The organism is Georgenia sp. Z1344 (assembly GCF_049856295.1).
GTDB lineage: Bacteria > Actinomycetota > Actinomycetes > Actinomycetales > Actinomycetaceae > JB111.
The window spans coordinates 1-20,013 of the sequence record NZ_JBNDMZ010000012.1 but is presented as its reverse complement, the minus strand read 5'-3'; the positions used below and the strand labels follow the sequence as shown (position 1 = coordinate 20,013).

The window sequence follows — 20,013 nt, the reverse complement described above, 5'->3', positions numbered from 1 at the left end:
GCTCGCCCGTGTTCCGTGAGGAGCGCCGGCGGTCCGGGACGAGCGCCCGAGCTCCGGACGAGATCGACCCGGTCCCGGACGAACCGGGGTCAGGACTCCTCGTCGCCTCGGGCGCCGGGGAGCGCCTCGACCTGGGCCCGCAGCGCCCGCAGCTCGGCCAGGACGTCGGCGAGCTGCGCCCGCTCCTCGTCGTCGGCGTCGTCGGGCTGCTCGTCGTCGTGATCCTCGTCCCGCACCCCGTGCCCGATCGACTGCATCGTGTCGACGATGACGGCGATGAAGAGGTTGAGCATCGTGAACGCCGAGAGGAGGATGAAGACGACGAAGAAGACCCACGCCCAGGGCTGGGTCTCCATGATCGGCCGCACGATCACCCCCGCCCAGCTGTCGAGCGTCATGATCTGGAAGAGCGTGAGCAGCGAGTCGCTGAGCTCGCCGAAGTACTCGGGCTGGATCCCACCGAACAGCGAGGTCGCCATCACCGCCGAGACGTAGAAGATGATCCCGAGCAGCAACGCGATCGCCCCGATGCCGGGCAGCGAGTGCATGAGCGCCTCGACGATGAACCGCAGCCTGGGCAGCGCGGAGACGAGCCGCAGGACGCGCAGCACCCGCAGCGAGCGGAGCACCGAGAGCGGGCCGGCCGACGGCACGAGCGCGATCCCGACGACGAGGAGGTCGAAGACGTTCCAGCCGTCCTTGAAGAACCGCGGGCCGAGGGCGACGAGCTTGGCCCCGATCTCGACGACGAAGACCGCGAGGCAGAACGTGTCGACCGCGCGGACGACGCCGCCCGCCGCGTCCATCACGATCGAGGAGGTCTCGAGCCCGAGCGTGACCGCGTTGACGATGATGAGCGTGATGACGACGCGCTGCACCGGTCCCGACGTCACCCAGGCGCCGAGACGCTCCCGCCACCCGGATCCACCCTCGGTCGCGCCGCCTGCCGTCGTCCTACCGGGAAGAACCCTGCCCGACGCCGGAGCCTCGCCCGAGGGGTCGGCGTCACCCGCGCGGGAGGACAGCTCGGGGACGTCCGTCGTCGTCATGTCGGGGCTCCACGGGGATGGGGGCGCCGGGGCGCCCGGGGGGTGGCGCCGCACGACCACCGCCGCACGGTCAGCAGCATCGTGCCAGCGCGCCCGCGCGCGATGCTGTGGTGCACCGGGGAGATCGGACGTGACACGCCCCACTCGATGAAAAGGAATGCAACAACGGGAGGTGTCGTTGTCCGGGGCGAACGACGCACACCGTCACCGCAGATCAGGAGAGAACGCATGAGGATCGGCATCATCATCGGTTCCGTCCGCGAGGGTCGCTCGGGCCAGTCCGTCGCCGAGTGGGTCGACGCCGTGGCGCGGAAGCGCGACGACGCCACCTTCGAGCTCGTCGACCTCAAGGACTTCAACCTGCCGATCCTCACCGACCCGGTCGTGCCCGGCGCGGCCAACCGTGAGTACGGCACCGCTGAGGCCCGCACCTGGGGCGCCGCCATCGACTCCTACGACGGCTTCATCTTCGTCACGCCCGAGTACAACCACGGCGTGCCCGGCGCGTTCAAGAACGCGTTCGACACCATCGGCCCGGAGTGGGCGCACAAGGCCGTCGGTCTCGTCTCCTACGGCGCCGAGGGCGGCGTGCGCGCCGTCGAGCAGTGGCGCCAGGTCCTCGCCAACCTCCACGTGGTCGCCGTCCGCGGCCAGGTCTCGCTCGGCCTGTTCACCGAGTTCGGCGAGAACGGCGTGCAGCCGAACGAGCGCCGCGAGGACGAGCTGGGCGCGCTCATCGGCTCGGTCGTCGAGATGAGCGCGGCGCTGGCCCCGCTGCGCGGCGCGACCGTCGGCGCCTGACGCTCCCGCACCACCGCCGAACGGCCCGTCGCCGTCTCCCTGCGAGGGGGGCGGCGCCGGGCCGTTCGCGTGCGTCCGGGGCAGCGGTGCGCCGCTCGACCACCGGTGGCCGCACGACATCCACCGTGCGGACACCGCCGGTCCACCGTCCGCGGATATCCATGCCGGTGTGAGCACCCTCGTCTTCGGCCGGTCGGGGACCGCGCCCCGCGGCGGAACGACCCATCCGCACCCGGGCGCCGTCGTCGCGCTCGTGGCGCTCGTCGTCGTGCTCGGCGAGGCCGTGGCCGACGTCCTGCCCGACGACCCGGTCGTCTGGCTCCTCACCCCGCTGCGCCTGGTGGTCGGCATCGGCCTGGTCGGCGCGGCCACCGCCGTGCGGCCGGCCCGCTGGCGCACGCCCGCCGACCCGGGGATCGCGCTGCTCGTCGTCGGCGCCACGATCGCGAGCGCGCAAGCCGGCACCTGGTCGGCGTGGCGCTGGCTGCTCACCTACGTGGCCGTCCACTACCTCGTGGTGGCCGTCCGACGCGCGGGCGCCCTGCCGTGGCGGCTCCTGTCCCCGCTCGCGCTGCTGGCCGTCGTCGCCCCCACCGTGGTCGCGCTGTCGCAGCGGGCCAACGACGTCCCCACCGGCTTCTGCCGCGACGACCTCGGCGCCGGGTCGTTCGACTGCGCGGACCCCGGCACGCTGGTCCGGGTGGTCGGCACGCTGCCCAACCCCAACCTGCTCGCCGCGCTGCTCGTGGTCCTGCTCCCGCTCGCCCTGTGCGCCGCCGCGCGGCCGCCCGGCGCGGGCCCGGTGAGCCGAGAGACCGTGCGCGCCGCGGGGCGGATCGTGCCCGACCGCGGATGGGCCACCCTCGTCGTCGCGGTCGTCGCCGGGGGCTACCTCGCCGTGTGGCAGACGATGTCCCGCGGCGGTCTCGCGGCCGCCGCGGCGTCGCTCCTCGTGCTCGCGCTGCTGGGCTGGCGGCCCACGCGCCGCCCGCGGGCGCTGCTGGTCGTCGCCGCCGCGGGCGCAGCCGCCGCCGGTGCGCTCGCCGTGGCCGGTCTCGGGCTCGGCGTGCGGGCCGACGTGTGGCGCGCCGCCGCCTCGCTCGCCGCGGGCGACCCGATGGGGGTGGGCCTCGGGCGGGGCGGCGCGCTCGTCACCGCCGAGGTGGCCACGGGCGAGCAGCTCGCCCACGCGCACAGCACCGCGCTGCACTGGCTGCTCGAGGGCGGCGTGCTCGCGCTGCTCGGCCTGCTGGCCCTCTGCGCGGCGGTGATCCTCGTGCTCGTGCGGGCCGACCGCCGCGGGTCGCTCTCGGCCGCTCCCCTCGGTGCCGCCGTCGCCGCGCTGGCGATCGTGTCCAGCGTGGACCACCCCACCGCGTCGGCGCGGGTCGCGCTCGCCGCCGCCGCGCTCCTTGCGTGCGCGCTCACCGCGGACGTCGACACCGAGCTCGACGCCGCCGCACCGCCCGCCCACGTGGCCCGTGGCCAGGCGTCCCGGGGCGCCTACCGGCCACGCCGCCTCCGCCGGCCGGGCGCGTCAGCGACGGGCGGTTCGGGTACGGGCGGCCCGGGTACGGGCGGCCCGGGTACGGGCGGTCAGCCGGCGACGTCGCCCCGCGCCCGCGCCATCTCCCGGTAGTAGTCGGCGAGCTCGAGCCGTGCGGCGGCCTCCTCGTCCACGACGACCGTCACCGCCGGGTGCAGCTGCAGCACCGATCCGGGCCAACGCGCGCCGACGGGCCCCTCGACCACGGCCGCCACCGCCGCCGCCTTGGCCGCGCCGGTGGCCACGAGGACGACGTTCCGGGCGTCGAGGATCGTGCCCAGGCCCTGGGTGACCGCGCGCCGGGGCACCTCGTCGACCGAGTCGAAGAACCGCGCGTTGGCCTGCCGCGTCTCGTCCGTGAGGATCTCGACCCGGGTCCGTGACGCGAGCGAGGTCGCCGGCTCGTTGAAGCCGATGTGCGCGTTGACGCCGACGCCGACGATCTGGACGTCGACGCCACCGGCCTCCACGATCGCGCGTTCGTAGTCCCTGCACTCGGCGTCGAGGTCGGAGGCGTTGCCGTCCGGGACCCGGACGCGGGCAGGGTCCATGCCGAGCGGCTCGGTGACCGTGCGGCGCACGACCTCGCGGTAGGACTCCGGGTGCGCGTCCGGCAGCCCGACGTACTCGTCGAGGGCGAACGCCCGGGCGCGGGCCAGGTCGAGCTGCCCGGACCGCACGCGCGCGGCCAGCCCCTGGTACAGACCCAGCGGGCTCGAACCGGTCGCCACCCCGAGGACGGGCTCCGGGAAGGAGGCGGCGACGAGGCGCGCCGTCACCGCGGCCGCGTGCTCGCCGACCTCGGCGGGTGTGGGGACGATGACGACATCCACTGCGGGGGCCTCCCGGTCCGGGCGTACCCGGTCACCCCGGGTTCGGGCCGGGTTCCCGCCGCGGGCGGCTCCCGCGGGAGGGCCAGTCTTCCCGACGACGACGCCCGGACGGCGGATCTCACGCCGTGCGTCTCGCGCGCACCCCGGATCCCCCGCACGACGCCGGCACCGCGCGCACCCGCTCCGCCGCCCACGCACCGCGCATCCGCCGCCACCCGCACACCCGCTCCCTGCCTCGTGGAACAACGCGGGCAGGACACGTGTTGCCCGATATAGATCACTTCGCATCGAAGCGGGCCGTCGCCCGCGCCAGGAGCAGCACGTGACTCACGACAGCACGACCACCCCGGGCGCCTCGGGCGCTCCGTCCGCCGCCGGTGGGCCCACCGCGCGTCCGACCATCGGCATCGTCGGCGCCGGTCGCGTCGGCACCGCCCTCGCCCGCGCACTGGTGGCCGTCGGCCACGAGGTCCGCGTCGCCACGCACCGACCGGCCGTGGAGAACTCTCTCCTCGTCGAGGTCAGCGCGCCGGGAGCGAGCGCCGTCGACATCCCCGACGCCGCGGCGTGCGACCTCGTCGTCCTCGCTCTGCCGCTCCACCGGGCCGCCACGCTCGACCCGGCGACGTTCGCCGGCCGAACCGTCGTCGACGTGATGAACTACTGGCCGCCCGTCGACGGCACGATCGCCCGGCTCGAGGAGGACCCCCGCTCCTCCAGCGAGGTCCTCGCGGAGCACCTGCCCGGCGCCACCGTCGTGCGCGCCCTCAACCACATCGGCTACCACGAGCTCGAGGAGGACGCCCGCCCCGCGGGCGACCCGGAGCGTCGGGCGCTCGCCGTCGCCTCCGACGACCCGGCCGCGACCGCCCGCGTCGCCGCCCTCGTCGAGGCGCTCGGGTTCGACGCCGTCGACGCCGGTCCGCTCGCCGCCGCCGCCCACCTCCAGCAGGGCACGGAGATCTTCGACGGGAGGCGCCACGACGCCGCGGAGATCCGCGCGATCCTCGCCGAGGCCGGGTACGCCGTGGCGAGCTGACCGCCGACCGACCCACCCGACGCGCGGCGCCGGCACCACGCGTCGCCGCGCCACCACCCCTCAGCACCCCAACGGACGAAGGACCTCCCGTGCCCGCACCCACGATCCAGCTCGGCGCCTACAGCTTCGGCGACGCCCTGCGGAACGACGACCTGTCCCCGCACCCCTCGCACGAGGCGATGACCAAGCTGCTGGGAACGATCCAGCACGCCGACCGCGCGGGCCTGGAGTTCTTCGCCGTCGGGGAGCACCACACGGCGGAGACGCCGGCGTCGTCACCCGGGACGATCCTCGCCGCCGCGGCGGCGACCACGAAGGACATCGTCCTGTCGTCCGGCGCGAGCATCATCGGGACCGACGACCCGGTGCGGGTGTTCCAGCAGTTCGCCACCGCGGACGCCTTCGCGGGCGGCGGCCGGGTGGAGATCATCGCGGGGCGCGGCTCGTCGGTCGAGACGTTCCCGCTGTTCGGCCACGACCTGCAGGACTACGACGAGCTGTTCGCGGACCGCCTCTCCCTCCTGCTCGCGCTCAACGAGGCGGACGGCACCCGGGTGACCTGGTCCGGACGGACGCGCCCGGCGATCGACGACCTCGAGGTCGTGCCGCGGCCCGTGCACGGCTCGCTGCCGATCTGGGTGGCCACGGGCGGCAACCCGTCCTCCGCCCTGCGCACGGGGCAGATGGGTCTCCCGCTGTCGTTCGGGATCATCGGCGGCACCTTCGCGCGGTTCGCCCGGCAGGTCGAGCTCTACCGCCGCGCGGCCGCCCAGGCCGGGCACGCCCCGGAGCGGGCGCGCGTCTCCGTGGGATCGTTCGGCCTCGTCGCGCCGACGACGACGGAGGCCCTCGAGCGGTACTACCCCGGCTGGTACGCGATCAACCTCGACATGGGCCGGCTGCGCGGGTGGGCCGAGCCCGACCAGCGGGCCTACCTCGCGCAGGCGCAGGGCGAGGGGGCGTACGTCGTCGGCGACCCGGACTCCGTCGCCGAGCGTATCGTCGACGCCTGGCGCCACCTCGGCCACGAGCGGCACTTCCTGCAGATGGACCTCGGCGGCGTGCCGACCGAGCACGTCCACGAGTCGATCACGCTCATGGCCACCGAGGTGAGGCCGCGCGTCGAGCGGCTGCTCGCGAAGTAGCGCTGACCGGGAGCCGCAAGCGGCCCGCCGGTCCGCGACCGACGGACCCGGGAGCGCTGACCGGGGACCTCTGACCGGGCAGCGCTCCCCCGCCCACGCCCGGCGGCGACCGCCGTGGCCAGGCACGATGCAGCCATGGCCACCCCGCTGCCCGCGCGCCCCCAGGACTCGGCGCCCCCGCCACCGGCACTGCCTCCGCCCCGAGGTGGCACCAGAGGATCCCCGCCCCCACCTGGGTGACCGCGATCTTCGCCGTCCTGCCGTTCGTGCTCAACTTCCACATCGAGAACATGCGCACGGTCAACGGACAGGTCGTCGAGTACTTCCGTCTCGACGTCTTCCAGGTCGTCGCCGCGGGCTTCCTGCTCGGGGCGTTCATCGCCCTCCTCCTGCGGTTCCGCAGCAGCGAGGACCCCGCCCGTCGCCCACCGATGTGGGCGGTCGCCGTGGGCGTGCTCGGCGTCGTGCTCGGGATCTGGTTCGCCCTCACCGCACACACCGGTCTGGACGACGTCACGGCGGTCCTCGCGGGCAGGTGAGCCTTTCCTGCGTGTCAGGTCAGACATCTCTCCAGGGGCGGAATCATGCGGTTCCGGTGGCCGCCTCAGCCCGGCCCCGACTAGCATGGAACCTGTTCGTCCCGCACCGCCGGACGCCGCACGACGCGCCCCGAGCGGGACTCAGAGACAAGCGGCGTCACCCGCCGCGGAAGGGTTGATCATGGCTGACTCCACGAACTCCGGCTACACCGTCCCGGGCCTCTCCCTGACCGAGGGGCGCTCCGTCGCGGACGAGCTGCAGCACCGCCTCCACGCCCTCAACGACCTCCACCTCACGCTCAAGCACGCGCACTGGAACGTGGTGGGCCCGAACTTCATCGCGGTGCACGAGATGCTCGACCCGCAGATCGAGCTCGTGCGCGGCTACGCGGACGAGGTCGCCGAGCGCATCGCCACCCTCGGCGCCGAGCCGATCGGCACCCCCGGCGCGCTCGTCAAGGACCGCACGTGGGAGGACTACGCCGTGGGCCGCGCGAGCACGCAGGAGCACCTCGCCGCGATCGACCACGTCTACACCGGCGTCATCGAGGACCACCGCAAGGCCATCACGGCCACCGGCGAGGTCGACCCGATGACCGAGGACCTCCTCATCGGCCAGACCGCCGAGCTCGAGAAGTTCCAGTGGTTCGTCCGCGCGCACCTCGACAACGGCGCGGGCCAGGTCACCGAGGCCTGACCTCACGAGGCACGTTCGACGGGGCCCGGGCAGCGCTGCTGCCCGGGCCCCGTCGTCGTCGGCCCACGATCACCTGCGGAGCGGGGTCGTCGCGCGACGCCGGCCCACGTCGACCCGCAGCTCGTCGTCGTCCGGCGTCGTCGCTCGTCGCCGTTCGCCGTCGTGCGTGGTCCTACCGCCCGGTCTCCTCATAGGTGTCGATGCCGCCGGGATGACCCGCCATGAACGCGTCGACCTCGTCCTTCGTGGCCTCGAGCCTCGGGTCGTGGCGGAGGTAGTGCCGCGTCTCGCGGGCCACGAGGCCGGACAGGATGACGAGCCCGATGAGGTTGGGCAGGGCCATGAGCCCGTTGGCGGCGTCGGAGAAGTTCCAGACCGCGGCGAGGGGGACGGTGCAGCCCACGTAGACCACGAGCGAGAACACGATCCGGTAGGGCATGACGAGCCGGCGGCCGAAGAGCCGCTCCATGCAGCGCTCGCCGTAGTAGGCCCAGCCGAGCACGGTGGAGAACGCGAACATCGCCAGCGCGATCGTCACGATGTAGTGGCCCCAGTCGCCCGGCAGCCCGTGGCTGAACGCGGCGCCGGTCATCGTGTCGGCGCCGTCCTCGCCCACGTCCCACACGCCGGTGGTGACGATGACCAGACCCGTGCAGGTGACGACGATCATCGTGTCGATGAACGTCTGCGTCATCGAGACGAGCCCCTGGCGCACGGGGTGCGTCGTCCGCGCGGCGGCCGCGGCGATCGCGGCGGACCCCATGCCGGACTCGTTGGAGAAGATGCCGCGGGCCACGCCGAACTGGACGGCGAGCATGATCGTGGACCCGACGAAGCCGCCGGTCGCCGCGGTGCCGGTGAAGGCGTCGGTGAACACCAGGCCGAGCGCAGCCGGCAGGTCGCCCGCGTTGACCGCGAGGATGAACACCGCACCAAGCACGTAGAAGACGATCATCACCGGGACGAACGCGGCAGTCACGCGGCCGATCGACCTGATCCCGCCGACGAGGACGATCAGCGCGAAGACCGTGAGCACGATGCCGGTGATCCACCGGTCCACGCCGAACGAGCCCTCGATGTTGCCGGCGATCGAGTTGCCCTGCGTCATGTTGCCGATGCCGAACGCGGCGATCGCGGCCGCGATCGTGAAGAACAGGCCGAGGAACTTCCCCAGCGACCCGCGGATCCCGCGCTCGAGGTAGTACTGCGGGCCGCCGGACTTCTCGCCGGCGGCGTCGGTCGTGCGGAAGCGGACGCCGAGGAACGCCTCGGTGTACTTCGAGGCCATGCCGAACAGGCCGGTGACCCACATCCAGAACAGGGCGCCGGGCCCGCCGATGCCGATCGCGGTGGCGACGCCCACGATGTTGCCGGTCCCGACCGTGGCGGCGAGGGCCGTGGTCAGGGCCTGGAACTGGGAGAGGTCACCGTCCTCGGCCCCCTCGTCCTTGCGGCGACCGATGCCGAGCCGGAGCGCCGCGCCGAGGGTCCGGAACTGGATGCCCCGCAGGCGGATCGTGAGCAGGACGCCCGTGAGCCCCAGGAGGGGGATGAGGACCCACGGCCCCCAGATGAATGCGCTGATCTCGCCGAGGACGGTCTCGATCCGTTCCATGCCGTGCTCCCCCACCACGAGCAGCACCCTCGCGGCGCCGCGGTGGGCAGATCCTGCCACGCGCGGCGCCGGAGGTCAGTAGGTCGCGGCCCCCGACGTCAGCAGGTCGCGGCCCCGTCGTCAGTAGGTCTCGGCGGTCACGGCCCCGAAGCTCGTGTGCAGACGCACCGGGACCGGGTCGCCGTCCCCGTTCTTCTCGAGCCGGTCGCTGGCCTCGCCCAGGTCGGACGTGTGCGAGACGGAGTAGTTCGCGGGCGGCAGGGCCACGGTGACGTCCCCGAAGGAGGACTCGACGTCGACCGCCGCGGGCACCTCGGGCGACCGGAGCTCGACGTCGCCGAAGTCGGAGTAGATCTCGATCGTCCCGGTGACGGCGAGGTCGGTCGCGGTGGCGTCGCCGTAGTCCAGCTCGAGGTCGAGGTTCTCCGCCGACCCCGAGACCCGGACGCTCCCGAACGAGGCGGACACCCCGAGGTCGCCGAGCGCCACGTCCTCCGCCTCGAGCTGCCCGAAGTCGTTCGCGACGTCGATGTCGGTGCCCTCGGGCACGGCCAGCGTGACGCGCGCCGTGGGGGTGACCGCGCTGCCCATCCAGCTGACGTCGAACGACGGGCCGACGTCGAGCCAGATCTCGCGGGCGTCGTCGACCTCGAGCCGCGCGGTGTCGCCGTCCTCGGTCAGCTCGACCCGCGTGGTGGCCCGGCCGCCGGTCACCGACCACTCGATCTCGTCGCCGTCGGTGCGCACGATGGTGACGTCGGCGCGGTCGGCGTCGATCGCGAAGCTGGTCGCCGCGGTCGTGCCGCTCTCGTCGATCGGCTGCCCGTCGTCGCGGCCCTGGACGTAGCCGAAGGCCGGTCCGACGGCGGACGCGCCGACGAGGAGCGCCGAGATGCCGACGAGGATCGTGCGGCCGGGTCGGCCGGCGCGGGTGGGCTCGCCGGGGCGACCGGGTCGGCCGGGGTCGTCGGTGCGGGTGGTGGGGAGCTCGCGGGTGGTGTCGTCGGTGCTCATCAGGACTCCAGGTAGCGCAGGACCGCCAGGACACGGCGGTTCTCGTCTCGGGTGTTGGGGATGTCGAGCTTGAGGAGGATCGCGGAGACGTGCTTCTCCACGGATCCGGGCGAGACCTTGAGGGCGGCCGCGATCGCGCCGTTCGACCGGCCCTCGGCCATGAGCGCGAGCACCTGCTTCTCGCGCGGGGTGAGGTCGGACAACGGCTGGCTCCTTCGGGTCCGGACGAGGATCTGGGAGACGACCTCCGGGTCGAGGACGGTGCCCCCGGCGGCGATGCGGTCGACGTCCTCGAGGAAGTCGCCGACGTCGGCCACGCGGTCCTTGAGCAGGTAGCCGAGCCCTTGCGGGTGCTGGGCCACGAGGTCCGCCGCGTAGGCGTGCTCGACGTACTGGCTGAGCAGGAGGACCGCGATGCTCGGGTCGCGGCGGCGCAGCTCGACCGCGGCCCGCACGCCCTCGTCCGTGAACGTCGGCGGCATGCGCACGTCGAGGAGCGCGAGGTCGACCCCGGGGCGGACCGCCTCGAGCAGGTCGGTGGTGTCCGGCAGCGAGGCGACGACCTCGTGGCCGGCGGAGGAGAGCAGCCGCTCGAGCCCGGCGCGCAGGAGGACGGAGTCCTCGCAGATCACGATCCGCACGGGAGCTCACCCATGATCGTCGTCGGGCCGCCGTGGGGGCTGGTCACGGTGAGCGAGCCGCCGACCGCGGCGAGCCGGTCGCGGATGCCGCGCAGCCCGGTGTGGGTCTCGTCGGCCTCGAGGGTGGCGCCGCCACCGCCGTCGTCGGAGACGACGACCTGGAGGTGCTCGCCCTCGGGACCGATCGGCCGGACCGTCACGCGTGCGGAGGACGCGTAGGCGTGCTTGGTGACGTTGTTGAGAGCCTCGGCGACGACGAAGTACACGGTGGCCTCCGCCTCGGGACCGGGCCGCCCGTCGAGCTCGACGGCCAGGTCGACCGGCACCGTCGAGCGGGCGGCGAGCGCCGAGAGCGCGGCGTCGAGCCCGCGGTCGGTGAGGACGGCCGGGTGGATGCCCCGCACCGTCTGGCGCAGCGAGGTGATGGCCTCCTTCGACGAGGAGTGCGCCTCGTCGAGCAGCGCCTGCGCCTCGGCCGGGTTCGTGGCGAACGCGCGGCGCGCCATGTCGAGGGTCATCGCCACGTTGACGAGCTGCGGCTGGACGCCGTCGTGCAGGTCGCGCTCGATGCGCTGGCGCTGGTCCTCGGCGGCCGAGACCGCGCCGTGGCGCGCCCCCTCGAGCCGGTCGATGCGCTCGCTGTACTGGGCGCGGGTGACGGCGCCGAGCAGCTCCGCGTCCATCGCGCGGGACATGTGGGCGAACAGCAGGCAGGCGAGGACGGCGAGCACGACGACGAGGAGTGTCACCAGCGCGAGCGCCCAGGTCTCGAGCACCCACGGGCCGAACGGGACGCCCGTGTAGCCGCGGGCGAGGGCGGCCACGAGGATGCCGACGCGCTGGGCGGCCCAGACGACGAACGCGAGGACGACGAGACCGAGGATCGCGCCGGCCACCATGCGGCCGAGGCCGCGCCACAGCTCGCCGTCCTTGAGGTGGTCCCACTGGCGGGCGAGGTAGCCGCCGAACCCGGGGGCGCGGGCGTGGGGCGGCGGCCGGCGCCAGCCCATCGCGGTCGGGACGCCGTAGAGCGACCGGGCCTTCCAGCGGTGCAGCTCGACGCTCCACCGCAGGAGGTAGAGGGTGCCGAGCAGCAGCGCGAGGCCGACGAGGAGGACGGCGAGCCCGACGCCGGTGGCACCGAGGGTGACGACGAGGATCGTGAGCGAGAGGCTGACGACGCCGGAGAAGACGAGGTCGGCGAACCCGGAGACCGTGAGGTCCGCGGTGCGGGCGAGGACGCCGCGGCGTCGCTCGGCGGCCGGCGTGCGGTCGGCGGGGCCCACGGCGGCGGCCGGGACCGCGGCCGGGACGGCGCCACCTGCGGCGGGAGAGGTCGTGTTCATGACGGTCACGCTATTGCGCCGCGGGCGCCGCCCGGCAGGGTGCTGCCGGAGGTGGTTCCTGGGGGATATCCCCCACGGGGTGGACCCCCGCCGTCGTCGGTGGGAGACCAGCCCGTCCCGGGTGCGACCCGGCCCCGTACGCGGGGCGCGGAGGTCAGCCGAACGGCGGACGACGGCGTCGGACCGGTTTGCGAGGATGGGGCCATGGCCAGGCGCTCACTTGCTCGCGGCGCGCTGCGCCGCACCCGCCCGATCCTTCGCGCGCTCGACAACGCCGGGTCGTCCGGGGCGCAGATCGCGACCTGGGTGGCCCTGGGCCCCTCCCTCCTGCCGCGGCAGTGGTGGATGACGGCGGTCAACGTCGGGCTCTCGCAGGCCTACGGCTACCTCGTGGGCGAGGGCGTGGTCGGGGTGGCGCGCGGCGCCGGCCGGCTCGCGCGGGTCAGCTCGGACCTGTCGCCGCGTGCGGAGCGCCGGGTCAAGGCCGCGTGGCAGGGGGCGCTCGGCGTGGGCACGGGAGCGGCGTTCCTGCTCTCGCTGCGCCGGCAGCGGGAGATCGCCGAGCTCGCGGACACCGCGCCGGTCTCCGCGGTGGGGCAGGCCGCGGGGCTCGCGGCCGGCACGGCGGGGTTCGGCGCCGTCCTCCTCGCCGCCCGCGCCACGACCGCCGGCGCCCACGCCATCTCGCCGGCCGTGCGCCGGGTCGCGCCGAAGGTCCTCGTCCCCGCGCTGTCCACCGGGATCGCGGCGGCCGGCGTCCTCTACGCCTCCGACCGCTTCCTCGTCCGCCGGGTGCTGCGCCGGCTCGCCGTCCAGGCCAAGGACCAGAACGCACGCCGGGCGCCCGGCCGGTCGGAGCCGCTGGAGCCGGAGCGCTCCGGATCGGCGGCGTCGGCGGAGTCCTTCGACACGCTCGGCCGGCACGGGCAGGTGTTCGTCAGCGACGGGCCGCGACGCGCGGACATCGAGCGGGTGACGGGGCGGCCCGCGCGCGAGCCGATCCGCGCGTACGCCGGGTTCCTCGAGGACCGGGAGATCGAGGAGACGGCCGCGGCTGCGTGCCGCGAGCTGATCCGGGCCGGCGGGCTCGAGCGGTCGGCGGTGTTCGTGCTGACCGGGACCGGGTCCGGCTGGGTCCAGGAGTGGAACGGCTCGTCGATCGAGTACCTCACGGGCGGGGACTGCGCGATCGTCTCGATGCAGTACTCCTACCTGCCGAGCGGGCTCGCGTTCGTCTACGACCGGCAGACCGCCCGGCGCGCCGGGGTCGCGCTCTTCGAGGCCGTCGAGCGTGCGGTGCGTGCGCTCCCGGAGGACAGGCAGCCCAAGCTGTTCGTCGGCGGGGAGTCCCTCGGCACGGACGGGGGGCTCGCCGCGTTCTCGTCGGCCGCCGACATGCTCGCCCGCACGGACGGCGGGGTCTGGATCGGCACGCCCCGGTTCACGCGCATGTGGCGCGAGCTCGTCGCGTCGTCCCGCCGCGGGTCCCCGGAGGTGCTGCCGATCGTCGACCACGGGCGGCACGTCCGGTTCGTGTCACGGCCCAGCGAGCTGACGCACGGGGCGTTCGGCGAGCCGTACGTCGAGTGGGAGTCGCCGAGGTTCGTGTTCCACCAGCACAGCAACGACCCCGTGGTCATGTGGTCGCCGGACCTGCTGTGGCGCGCCCCCCGGTGGATCCGGGAGAAGGCCGGCCGCCAGGTCTCGACGGCCGTCAACTGGTACCCGTGGGTGACGTTCTGGCAGATCGCCGTCGACATGCCCCGGTCCGTCACCCTGCACGGCGGCACCGCGCACAGCTACCACTCCGAGCTGCTGCCCAGCTGGGCCGCCGTCCTCGGCGGCGAGCTCGACGTCGACCACAGCGACCTGCAGGCGGTCGTCCGCGCCGGCCTCGTCCCGGGCCGGTAGCCCCGCTCCCGTCGAGATTGCGGTTGGTGCGCATCGAGATTGCGGTTGGTGCCCGTCGAGATTGCGGTTGGGAGCGCCGTTTCGGTCGAGAGTGCGGTCCAGAGCGCCACGCCGGTCGAGAGTGCGGCTCAGCCTCGTGCCCGGCACGAGCGCGACGTCGCCCAGCTTCTGTCGAGAGTGCGGCTGGGTCCCTCAGCCGCACTCTCGACACGGGCGGACCGACCTGCCCCTCACTGCTGGGGGGAATGCGACGCGCCAGGGGCACCGAACGCGTCACTTTCCCCCCATCCGTGGGCCGAGTAGGCCCGGTCAGAAGTACTGCGTGCCGAGGTCCACGCTCAGGTGCTCCGACGTCATCCCTCCGGAGGCGTCGGACGCGAGGAAGGCCACGACGTCGGAGATCTTCTCCGGCTCGAGCCACCCCGGCTCCATGAAGGACTGCCCCATCTGATTGACCTTCGGGTTCTCCTTGGTCGACTCCGCGATCGCGTCGAGCATGCCGCCGCCGCCCATCGGCGTGGCGACGCCTCCCGGATGGACGGAGTTCACGCGGATGCCGTGCAGCCCGAGCTCGATCGCGAACCCGCGGGTCAGGCCCACGAGGGCGTGCTTCGAGGACGTGTAGTGGATCATCATCGGCTGCACCTTCTTGCCGGCGTAGCTCGAGGTGACGATCACCGATCCGCCGTTGCCGGCGTCGATCATGTGCTGCGCCGTCGCGGTGATCGTGTTCCAGACGCCGGTGAGGTTGATGTCGATGGTGGCCTGCCACGACTCGTCGGTGATGTCCTGCCACTTGGCCGGCTCGCAGATGCCGGCGTTCGCCACGACGACGTCGATGCTTCCCAGCTCCGCGACCGCGCGATCGGCGGCCGCCCGGAGCGCAGCCTTGTCCCGGACGTCGCCCTGCACGGTGAGGATGCGCCGGTCGAGCTCCTCGACGAGGCGCCGCGTCTCGGCGAGGTCCTCGGTCGTCGCCGCGGGGTAGGGCAGGAACTCCCCGGCCGATCCCGCGATGTCGTAGGCGACGATGTCGGCACCCATCGACGCCAGCTTGACGGCGTGCGTGCGGCCCTGACCGCGGGCGGCTCCGGTGATAAGGGCAACCTTGCCCTGCAGCTCGTTGGACAACTCTGACTCCTTGCTCTCGTGTGTCGATCCGGTGGTCGTGGTGGCCAGGTCCCGGCCGGCCCGTCTGGCACCGGCGAGCCTGGCGTCCGACCAGTGGGGGGCAAGTGACTCGTCGGGGGCTCCGTACGCGTCACCTGCCCCCCACCGGTGGGTCGGGCCCGGGAGTCCCGCAGCCCGGTCAGACGGTCGGGCGCTCCCCGCGGCTCTTCGAGTCGATCGCGGACTGCGGCCGCAGCTCCGGCGCGCCCCACACGTTGCCCTCGTCGCCGCCCGCGGTGATCGCGAAGTTCGGCGGGATGACGAGGTCGTCGATCGAGATGTCGGCCAGGGCTTTGTCGCCGTTGCCCATCATCGCGGCCTTGAGCCCGTCCCGCATGATGTCGAGGACGTTCTCGACGCCGGCCTGCCCGTTGGCGCTCATGCCCCACAGGTAGGCGCGGCCGATGAGGACGGCCTTCGCGCCGAGGGCGAGCGCCTTGTAGACGTCGGAGCCACGGCGGACACCGCCGTCCATGAGGACGTCGATCTCGTTCCCCACGGCCTGGGCGATCGCCGGGAGGAGCCGGATGGTCGCGGGTGTCGTGTCGAGGTTGTTGCCGCCGTGGTTCGACACGGAGATGGCGCTCGCGCCGGCGTCGCGGGCGGCGCGCGCGTCGTCGACCCGGGTGATGCCCTTGACCATGAACGGCCCGTCCCACTGCTCGCGGAGCCAGGCGATGTCGTCCCAGCTCGGGATCTCGGTCTGGCGCCAGACACCCATCGCCTCGAAGAAGCCAGGGGCCCGCTCGCCCTTGAGCACCGCGTTGGGCACGGACAGCTCCGGCGGGCGCAGGGTCTTCGCCCAGTCGAGCGCGTAGTCGAACTTGCCGCCGAGGACGATCTCGGGGATGTACCCGAGGATGGTCTTGATGTTCATCTGCTCGGGGATCTCGGGGCTGCCCCAGTCGCGGCCGTAGCCGGACGTCCAGTCGAGCGTGACGATGAGGCCCGCGGCGCCGGCGTCCTTCGCGCGCTGCGCGAGCGCGGCCATCTGGTCGCGCCCTCCTGACCAGTACAGCTGGAAGAACGTGCGCCCCGGGTTGGCGTCCATCACGTCCTCCATCGGCTTCGACGAGTATGCCCCCAGGCCCATCGCCGCAGCACGGTTGGCCGCGGCGCGCGCGACGGCCAGCTCTCCGTCCGGGTGGACGGCCTGGACCCCGGTCGGCGAGATCATCACGGGAAGGTCGACGGGCGCCCCCATGATCGTCGTCGACGTGTCCGGGTTCATCGCGTTGTTCGTGATCCTCGGGGCGAAGCCGAGCTCGGAGAACGAGTCGATGTTGCTGCGTACGGTCGTACCGCGCTCCGAGCCCGCAACGAGTGCCATGTAGACGGACTTCGGGAGGCGCCTGCGCGCCCGGCGCTGCGCCTCGATGACGCTTTCGAACCACGGGTTGGCCATGGGCTTGCTGTCCTTACTTCTCGAGGCGCGATGCTCGCGCCGGTGTGCCCGACGGCGTGGCGCCGCGGGCCTGGTCTGGGTGGTGCCGGTCGGTCACGGGTCGTCCTGGGTCGCTCTCACGACGCGAGGATCCGGGACAGCGCGGCCGGCAGGTCCCGGTGGGACCGCACGGTCTCCAGTGTCCCCCGTCCGAGCCCGGCGAGGTCCCTGCCGAGGTCGACGTCCTTCTCCCCGGTCGTGTCGAGCAGGACGTCGAGGCGCGGGAGGGTCGAGGCGACACTGCGCGGGTCCGGCCCGGCGTTGTGGACGCAGTCGGAGAGCAGCAGGACCCGTCCCTCCGCGCCCGGGACGGTCGCGAGCTCGTCGCGTGCGAGCCGCAGGGGCAGCTCGACGTTGGTGAGCCCGCGCGCGGGGATCCGCACGAGTAGCTCAAGGATCTCCGACGACGAGACCCCTCTGCCCATCGGCGCGAGGATCGCGGCGTCGGACCAGAAGGCCACGACGGAGAGGTCGTCACGCCCGAGCTCGCCGACGAGCGCGCCGACCGCTGCGGCCGCGGCCCGCACGCGTTCCCCGCGCATCGAGCCGGAGACGTCCACGACGAGCACGACGGCGCGGCGCTGCCGGATCCGTTCGCGGACCACGACGTCCCGGGCGTCGGGGACGGGGTTGGCGACGAGGTTGTCGACGGTGGCCTCGAGGTCGATCTCGTCGGCCCCGCCCACGAACGGCAGCGACTCGAGGTCGCCGAGTCCGCGGCGGGCGTTCTCGCGTCGTGGCGGCTGGGGGATGGCGAGGGCCGCGGCGATCTCTCGGGCGCGGCGCAGCGCCTCGGCGTCGGCGTCCTCCTCGAGGTCCTCCAGCGCGACGACGACGCCGTCCTCGCCGGTCTCGCCGGGCGCGGCGGAACCGCGCACCTTGGCGCCCGGCCCGGTGCCCTCGCCGCGGGCGACGAGGACCTGTCCGCCGCCCTCACCCGTGGCCGGCTCGAAGACGGTGGGGTCCTCGTCGAGGACCTTCGGCCGACGACGACGCCCCGCGGACTTCTCGCTCCGGCGACGGATCGGTGAGTCGGCCGCGATCTCTCTTCAACCACCGGCGGCCGCCGCGGGGTGCAGGAGGTAGTGGTCCTCCCAGATCTCCTGGACGACGCGCTCCGGTGTGGTCGCGCTCGCGGCGTCGACGTGGAGGCGGCCGGACAGGGCGACCATCGCGGCGTCCCGCATCGACTCGGCGTACCGACGGCGCGGGGTGTCCTCGTCGGTCAGGCGCCCCTCGCCGGGAGTCTCGATCCCCCGCATCGCGAGGAGCTGGGCGCCGACGAGGGCGAGGTCGATCGCCCCGCGCACCGAGCTGCCCTGGCGGGTGTCCTCGTGGTCGCGGGTGGCGCGCGTGAGTGCCACGGAGTCGGCCACGAGCGCTGCGGCGAGATCCGCGGGGAGCTGGTCGTCGTCGTCGGGGGTGGTGATCGTGCCGATCGAGTCCGAGGGGCCGAGGCCGGTGCGCAGGGCGACGATGGCCCGTTCGTCGTCGGCCCCCTGGTAGTCGACGACGAGCCGGTTGAACCGGTCGTGGACCGAGGAGGACAACCGGGTGGTGCCGACGTTGTCGTAGGGGTTCATCGAGGCGATGATCCGGAAGGTCGGCTGCGCGGTGACCGAGCCGACGCGCGGCACCGTGACCTCGCGCTCCGCCATCGCGGTGAGGAGGGTGTTGAGGGTGTCGTCGGGGGCGCGGTTGAACTCCTCGATGTAGAGGAAGCCGCCCTCGCGCATGGCGCGGACGAGCGGACCGTCGACGAAGTTCTCGTCCTTGTAGCCCTCGCGCAGCACGCGGGACGGGTCGTGCCCGCCGATGAGCTTGCTCGGCGTGAGGTCCGCGTTGCCCTCGACGAGGACGAACGGGATCCCCCACTCCTCCGCGATCGCCCGAAGAAGGGTCGACTTCGACGTGCCCGGCGGGCCCTCGAGCAGGATGTCCCGACCGGCGGCGACCGCGGCGAGCACGAGGTCGAGCTCGTGCTCGCGCCCGACGACGCGTTGCCCGACGTGGTCCCGCATGCGGGTGACGTAGCCGGTGTCTCGGGTCCCGGTGGACTGGGTGGTCATGTCTCGCCTTCGGTGGAAGTTCTGTTCGTCGAGATTGCGGTTCGTGCTCGTCGAGATTGCGGTTGGTACACGTCGAGACTGAGGTTGGGAGGTCGGGCCTGCGACTTCGCTGAACGTTCGTTGTCACACACTCCAGCGCATGCAGACGCATGGATATTCCGGGGGGCTCTGCTGCGCCTTCATGCCGCAACCCCAGCGCCAGCTAGGGCATGTCTCTAAAGCAGGTGGTTGAGCCATTGGGTGACGGCTCGCAGGACGGCTCCTGCTCGGTAGGTCAGTGCGAGCTTGTCGTAGCGGGTGGCCAGCGCGCGCCATTGTTTGACATCGCTGTATCCGCGTTCGATGACGTTGCGGCCGCGGTAGGCCTCGGTGTCCAGTCCGACGGGCCGGCCACCGCGTGAGCCGCGGTTGCGCCGGTGTTGCTGCTGGTCGCGGGGCTCGGGGATGACGCATTTGATGCCGCGACGGCGCAGAGCCTGCCGGGTGGCGCGCGAGGAGTAGGCCTTGTCGCCACGCAGCATGTCCGGTCTCGTTCGAGGGCGACCGGGCCCGGCTCGGTCGATCGAGAGGGCATCGAGCAACGGGCGCAGCATGGGTGAGTCGCCGCCCTGGCCGGGCCCGCACAGGATCACCAGGGGTAGTCCGTGCCCGTCGACGAGCTGATGGATCTTTGTCGACAGTCCGCCTCGGGAACGGCCCAACGCGTGATCAGGAGGCTCGACGCGCAGATTCTTGTGATTCCACAGCTCCCCCTGTGGTGCGGGCCAGGTTCGTGCCGTGCTGGTGAGCGCGGCAGATCGTGGAGTCGACCGCGACCGACCAGTCCAGCTCTCCTTGGGCGTCGGCGCGGACCAGGAGAGCGTCGAGGACCCGGTCCCAGGTTCCGTCCTGAGCCCAGGCTCGATGGCGCTTCCAGACGGTCTGCCAGGGCCCGAACTCCTCGGGCAGATCTCGCCAGGCCAGACCGCACCGGTAGCGGTAGATGATTCCCTCGATCACCTGGCGGTGATCCCGCCTGGGTCTACCTGACCAGGGACGTTGAGCAGGCAACAGCGACTCGATCGTCTCCCACTGCGCGTCGGACAACACACTTCTGCGACTCATCCACCCAGACTCACGCACACCCGGGCCACCGCTTAGGAGACACGCCCTAG

18 protein-coding genes are annotated in these 20,013 nt (G+C 73.1%); 7 read left to right on the top strand and 11 right to left on the bottom strand.

Features of this window, described 5'->3' with window-relative positions:
• Window positions 1-89: 89 nt before the first annotated feature.
• The gene (locus ACPYO6_RS13505; protein ID WP_425715266.1) at window positions 90-1,049 is read right to left on the bottom strand and encodes an ion transporter; all 960 of its coding nucleotides are present in this window, start codon (window positions 1,047-1,049) and stop codon (window positions 90-92) included.
• 228 nt (window positions 1,050-1,277) lie between these two features.
• On the opposite strand from ACPYO6_RS13505, the gene ACPYO6_RS13500 reads away from it, so the two are divergent.
• On the top strand, window positions 1,278-1,850 hold the full coding sequence (locus tag ACPYO6_RS13500; protein WP_425715265.1) for an NADPH-dependent FMN reductase: 573 nt from the start codon (window positions 1,278-1,280) through the stop codon (window positions 1,848-1,850).
• A gap of 169 nt (window positions 1,851-2,019) precedes the next feature.
• Entirely contained in the window at window positions 2,020-3,489 is a 1,470-nt protein-coding gene (locus ACPYO6_RS13495) for a hypothetical protein (protein WP_425715264.1), read from the top strand.
• On the opposite strand, the gene nagB is transcribed toward ACPYO6_RS13495, so the two are convergent.
• Window positions 3,447-4,229, bottom strand: a complete 783-nt coding sequence (nagB, locus tag ACPYO6_RS13490) for a glucosamine-6-phosphate deaminase (RefSeq protein WP_425715263.1) — start codon at window positions 4,227-4,229, stop codon at window positions 3,447-3,449. The two genes, ACPYO6_RS13495 and nagB, sit on opposite strands and share 43 nt — an antisense overlap.
• 322 nt (window positions 4,230-4,551) lie before the next feature.
• Between nagB and ACPYO6_RS13485 the strand changes: the two genes are divergently transcribed.
• From ACPYO6_RS13485 to ACPYO6_RS13470, 4 genes are all read left to right on the top strand, one after another.
• Window positions 4,552-5,268: an NADPH-dependent F420 reductase gene (locus tag ACPYO6_RS13485; protein WP_425715262.1), complete on the top strand. Its 717-nt coding sequence runs from the start codon at window positions 4,552-4,554 to the stop codon at window positions 5,266-5,268.
• A gap of 89 nt (window positions 5,269-5,357) precedes the next feature.
• Window positions 5,358-6,413, top strand: a complete 1,056-nt coding sequence (locus ACPYO6_RS13480) for an LLM class flavin-dependent oxidoreductase (RefSeq protein ID WP_425715261.1) — start codon at window positions 5,358-5,360, stop codon at window positions 6,411-6,413.
• 236 nt (window positions 6,414-6,649) lie between these two features.
• The gene (locus ACPYO6_RS13475) at window positions 6,650-6,952 is read left to right on the top strand and encodes a hypothetical protein (RefSeq protein ID WP_425715260.1); all 303 of its coding nucleotides are present in this window, start codon (window positions 6,650-6,652) and stop codon (window positions 6,950-6,952) included.
• A gap of 181 nt (window positions 6,953-7,133) precedes the next feature.
• A complete protein-coding gene (locus tag ACPYO6_RS13470; RefSeq protein WP_425715259.1) occupies window positions 7,134-7,649 on the top strand; it encodes a Dps family protein in 516 nt (171 codons plus the stop codon).
• 172 nt (window positions 7,650-7,821) lie between these two features.
• On the opposite strand, the gene ACPYO6_RS13465 is transcribed toward ACPYO6_RS13470, so the two are convergent.
• The 4 genes from ACPYO6_RS13465 to ACPYO6_RS13450 form a co-directional block, all read right to left on the bottom strand.
• Window positions 7,822-9,264, bottom strand: coding sequence for an alanine/glycine:cation symporter family protein (locus ACPYO6_RS13465; RefSeq protein ID WP_425715258.1), 1,443 nt, complete (start codon window positions 9,262-9,264; stop codon window positions 7,822-7,824).
• Window positions 9,265-9,384: 120 nt separating this feature from the next.
• A complete protein-coding gene (locus tag ACPYO6_RS13460; protein ID WP_425715257.1) occupies window positions 9,385-10,278 on the bottom strand; it encodes a DUF4097 family beta strand repeat-containing protein in 894 nt (297 codons plus the stop codon).
• Complete coding sequence (locus ACPYO6_RS13455; protein ID WP_425715255.1) at window positions 10,278-10,919, bottom strand: response regulator transcription factor; 642 nt, start codon at window positions 10,917-10,919, stop codon at window positions 10,278-10,280. Before ACPYO6_RS13455 ends, ACPYO6_RS13460 begins: the two co-directional genes overlap by 1 nt.
• Window positions 10,907-12,265 carry a sensor histidine kinase gene (locus ACPYO6_RS13450; RefSeq protein WP_425715254.1) on the bottom strand — a complete coding sequence of 453 codons (1,359 nt, stop codon included), beginning with the start codon at window positions 12,263-12,265 and terminating at the stop codon, window positions 10,907-10,909. The genes ACPYO6_RS13455 and ACPYO6_RS13450 overlap by 13 nt, the downstream gene beginning before the upstream one ends.
• 204 nt (window positions 12,266-12,469) lie before the next feature.
• Between ACPYO6_RS13450 and ACPYO6_RS13445 the strand changes: the two genes are divergently transcribed.
• Window positions 12,470-14,176, top strand: a complete 1,707-nt coding sequence (locus ACPYO6_RS13445; RefSeq protein ID WP_425715253.1) for an alpha/beta-hydrolase family protein — start codon at window positions 12,470-12,472, stop codon at window positions 14,174-14,176.
• A gap of 309 nt (window positions 14,177-14,485) precedes the next feature.
• On the opposite strand, the gene ACPYO6_RS13440 is transcribed toward ACPYO6_RS13445, so the two are convergent.
• The 5 genes from ACPYO6_RS13440 to ACPYO6_RS13420 all read right to left on the bottom strand — a co-directional run bounded on the left by ACPYO6_RS13440 (window position 14,486) and on the right by ACPYO6_RS13420 (window position 19,963).
• Window positions 14,486-15,307 (bottom strand): mycofactocin-coupled SDR family oxidoreductase, encoded by an 822-nt coding sequence (locus tag ACPYO6_RS13440; RefSeq protein WP_425715252.1) that lies wholly within the window; start codon window positions 15,305-15,307, stop codon window positions 14,486-14,488.
• 178 nt (window positions 15,308-15,485) lie between these two features.
• Window positions 15,486-16,751: a pre-mycofactocin synthase MftD gene (gene mftD / locus ACPYO6_RS13435; RefSeq protein ID WP_425715251.1), complete on the bottom strand. Its 1,266-nt coding sequence runs from the start codon at window positions 16,749-16,751 to the stop codon at window positions 15,486-15,488.
• A gap of 116 nt (window positions 16,752-16,867) precedes the next feature.
• Window positions 16,868-17,668, bottom strand: coding sequence for a vWA domain-containing protein (locus ACPYO6_RS13430; RefSeq protein WP_425715250.1), 801 nt, complete (start codon window positions 17,666-17,668; stop codon window positions 16,868-16,870).
• A gap of 171 nt (window positions 17,669-17,839) precedes the next feature.
• Window positions 17,840-18,859: an AAA family ATPase gene (locus tag ACPYO6_RS13425; protein ID WP_425715249.1), complete on the bottom strand. Its 1,020-nt coding sequence runs from the start codon at window positions 18,857-18,859 to the stop codon at window positions 17,840-17,842.
• 215 nt (window positions 18,860-19,074) lie between these two features.
• A protein-coding gene (locus ACPYO6_RS13420) for an IS5 family transposase (protein ID WP_425713789.1) occupies window positions 19,075-19,963 on the bottom strand; the annotation gives its coding sequence in 2 pieces (ribosomal slippage) (window positions 19,075-19,599 and window positions 19,601-19,963; 888 coding nt in all).
• Window positions 19,964-20,013: the final 50 nt, after the last annotated feature.

Bases quoted from the DNA above. Each gene is read 5' to 3' on its own strand.
- ACPYO6_RS13505 (WP_425715266.1), bottom strand. From the start codon at position 1,049: ATGACGACGACGGACGTCCCCGAGCTGTCCTCCCGCGCGGGTGACGCC.
- ACPYO6_RS13500 (WP_425715265.1), top strand. From the start codon at position 1,278: ATGAGGATCGGCATCATCATCGGTTCCGTCCGCGAGGGTCGCTCGGGC.
- ACPYO6_RS13470 (WP_425715259.1), top strand. From the start codon at position 7,134: ATGGCTGACTCCACGAACTCCGGCTACACCGTCCCGGGCCTCTCCCTG.
- ACPYO6_RS13465 (WP_425715258.1), bottom strand. From the start codon at position 9,264: ATGGAACGGATCGAGACCGTCCTCGGCGAGATCAGCGCATTCATCTGG.
- ACPYO6_RS13460 (WP_425715257.1), bottom strand. From the start codon at position 10,278: ATGAGCACCGACGACACCACCCGCGAGCTCCCCACCACCCGCACCGAC.
- ACPYO6_RS13450 (WP_425715254.1), bottom strand. From the start codon at position 12,265: ATGAACACGACCTCTCCCGCCGCAGGTGGCGCCGTCCCGGCCGCGGTC.
- ACPYO6_RS13445 (WP_425715253.1), top strand. From the start codon at position 12,470: ATGGCCAGGCGCTCACTTGCTCGCGGCGCGCTGCGCCGCACCCGCCCG.
- mftD (WP_425715251.1), bottom strand. From the start codon at position 16,751: ATGGCCAACCCGTGGTTCGAAAGCGTCATCGAGGCGCAGCGCCGGGCG.
- ACPYO6_RS13425 (WP_425715249.1), bottom strand. From the start codon at position 18,859: ATGACCACCCAGTCCACCGGGACCCGAGACACCGGCTACGTCACCCGC.